Consider the following 2863-nt stretch of genomic DNA (forward strand, 5'->3'; position numbering starts at 1 on the left):
CGACGTCGCGGAGCACCTCGACGGTGCGCTCGACGTCCGCGTCCTCGAGCGTCGGGTGGCACAGCAGGGCCAGCGACGTCTCCCCGAGCTCCTTGGCGACGGGTAGGGCCTCGGGCGGACCCAGGTGGGCATCCCGGAACGCCTTCTCGAGGTAGAGCTCGCTCGCACTCCCCGTGAAGATCGGGACGCCGGCCTCGCGGACCTCCGCCAGGATCCGGTCGCGGGACCAGCCGTCGCGGAGCGCCTCGGGGCGGACGTAGACGTAGGCGCGATAGTACGCGTGGCGCATGGCCTCCGGGACCACCGGCACGCGGAACGCCTCCATCCCTCGGAGGGCCTCCTCGTAGCGCGTCCCGATGGCGTGCCTCCGGGCGTGCCACTCGGGCAGTTTCCGCAGTTGGATGCGTCCGATGGCGGCCTGCATCTCCGTCATGCGCCAGTTGGTCCCGAACGACTCGTACACCCGCTTGTACCCGACGCCGTCGTCGGGACGCTCGTAGATCGCTTCGTAGCTCTTCCCGTGGTCCTTGTACGCCCACGCGTCCCGCCACATCGCCTCGTCGTCGAGCGCCAACAGGCCTCCCTCGCCGCCCGTCGTGATGATCTTGTCCTGACAGAAGCTGAACGCGGCGAGGTCCCCGAACGCCCCGACGGGCGTCCCGTCGATCGTGGCGCCGTGCGCCTGCGAGGCGTCCTCGATCACCGCGATGCCGCGCGACCGGGCCAGGTTCATCAGGGGTGCCATGTCGACCGGCCACCCCGCCAGGTGGACCGCGACGATCGCCTTCGTGCGTTCACTCAGGACCGGCTCCACGGTCTCCACCGTCAGATTCCCGCTGTCGCGATCCACGTCCGCGAAGACCGGCGTCGCCCCCCGCATCACCGCTGCGGACGCGCTCGCGATGAAGGTGCGGGGCGTCGTCACCACCTCGTCGCCCGGCCCGACGCCCAACGCCATCAAGGCCAACTCCAGCGCCAACGACCCGTTGTGCAGAACGATGGCGTGCTCGCGACCGAGGGCAGCGGCGTACTCCCGTTCGAAGTGACGTCCTTCGTCGCCGGTCCAGTAGTTCACGCGGCCGGAGGCGAGGACGCCGGCCACCGCTTCGCGTTCGTCGGCGTCGTAGAACGGCCAAACGCCCGTCATGGCGTAGGCCCCACGGGGTCCCCTTCCTCGGACGCGAGCGAACGGCCGAGGACCGTATCGACGAGGATGCGCAGATCGCCCATGAAGGTCCGCGTCCGCACGTACGCGAGATTCATGCGGACCTTGTCCGGAAAAATCACCTCGGCATTGTACGTTTCCGGGTCGGACCGATTCGCCAGGATCGACTCCTCGTCCCGATACTTGAGCGTGGCGGGGCTCGTGATGCCGGGACGGACGCGAAGGATCTCGCGGGCTTCACCCTCGAGGGCATCCGCGAACCCCGGGACGTCCGGGCGGGGTCCAACGAACGACATGTCCCCCTTCACGACGTTCACGAGTTGCGGGAGCTCGTCGAGCTTCCAGGCTCGCAAGCGTGCCCCGACCGGCGTGATGCGGGCGTCTCCGCGCGCCGTCACGGTCGTACCTCCGCCAGGTGGGGAGCGCATCGTTCGGAGTTTGTAGACGTCGAAGGTTCGCCCGTCGCGGCCGACCCGACGTTGGACGAACCATCCGTTCTCGCCCGTACTTGCCGTGGCGGCGATCCAGGCCGTCAGCACGATGGGCCAGAGGGCCAGGAGTCCGAGCGAGGCCACGATCAGATCGAACGCCCGCTTGGCTTCGGGGCCGTCCCACGGCCGTTTCGTGCTCATCGAATCGCGTAGCCGTGACGCGCGAGTGTCTCCCGCCCGAGCTCGATCAGGCGGTCGCGCGTTCTTGGATCGGCGCGCTCACGTCCCTTTCCGACGTTCTGGGCCGACACGTCATGGACGGCATCCTCAATCTGTTCGGTGGACACCGGTATCTCCAGGAACGATGTCAGGCGCGCCAGCTCCGTGTGCGGGTCGCGCACGAAGGCTTCGTACGAGAGTCGAACCACCCGGTCGTCGGGAATCGTCGGGAGCTCCTCGTCCGTGCGGTCGACGCAGCGTTTCCACTGCAGCATGCTGAGTTCCTCGACGGAGTGCGTCCGGGCAGCTTCCTGCATGCCGTCGAACACAGGCCCCCACGTCGCAAGGCGGTCTTCGGACGACGTTGCTTGGCGAAGGCGGTTGCGGGCGTACTGCATCGCGTACCTCGGAGCGTCGGAGGGCGGTACGAAACGCACCTTCTTCATGGTGTACGCAAGATCGAAGGGGGCCGTCCAACGCCGTGATGCGGAGAGTGCTGCATCCACGCCGTCACGGACGATGACTACGAATTTGGCGTTCGGGACCACGTCGTGGACGAACCCCACGCGAAGGCTGTTCGCACAGGTCTTTTCGACCACGCGATCGATGCCTTGCGAACGCGCAAGGCCCTCGAACTGCGCACGAATCCAGCGACCGACCTCTGGCCGAGCCATCTCGCGCGAAAACTCGTCGTGGGGGTAGGACACGTTGCCATGACGCCAGATGTAGGGGATTTCGTCGCAAGGCCACGTGCCCAGCCCCGGAAGTCGTGTCAGGACGTCGCGAAGCATGTTCGTGCCCGAACGGGGTGCGCCGATGATGATGGTCGATGACCCTGAGTCCCTCACGGTTAACAATGCTAGTTCATTTCGCTCGGGACCTCACCGTTGGGATCCCACTCAGGTTGCAAACTGCCGTACTCGCACTATGCTTCTAGTGATTTGAGAAGAGCCAGAAAACGTTTCGCCACAGATCGGAAGTCATGGTTTTCGTCAAAGTACACGCGCCCGCGCCTTCCCATCCTTTTAGCAAGATCGCTATGTTGACG

General features: G+C 66.2%; 3 protein-coding genes. All 3 read right to left on the reverse strand.

Annotated elements, in window-relative coordinates; genetic code table 11:
* A partial coding sequence (locus RI554_11150) for a DegT/DnrJ/EryC1/StrS aminotransferase family protein (protein MDR9392570.1) occupies positions 1-1147 on the reverse strand: 1147 nt, incomplete at its 3' end.
* Entirely contained in the window at positions 1144-1797 is a 654-nt protein-coding gene (locus RI554_11155; protein MDR9392571.1) for a sugar transferase, read from the reverse strand. The genes RI554_11155 and RI554_11150, both read right to left, overlap by 4 nt.
* Positions 1794-2663 carry a sulfotransferase gene (locus RI554_11160; GenBank protein MDR9392572.1) on the reverse strand — a complete coding sequence of 290 codons (870 nt, stop codon included), beginning with the start codon at positions 2661-2663 and terminating at the stop codon, positions 1794-1796. The genes RI554_11155 and RI554_11160 overlap by 4 nt, the downstream gene beginning before the upstream one ends.
* Positions 2664-2863 lie beyond the last annotated feature (200 nt).

The organism is Trueperaceae bacterium (assembly GCA_031581195.1).
Lineage (GTDB): Bacteria > Deinococcota > Deinococci > Deinococcales > Trueperaceae > SLSQ01.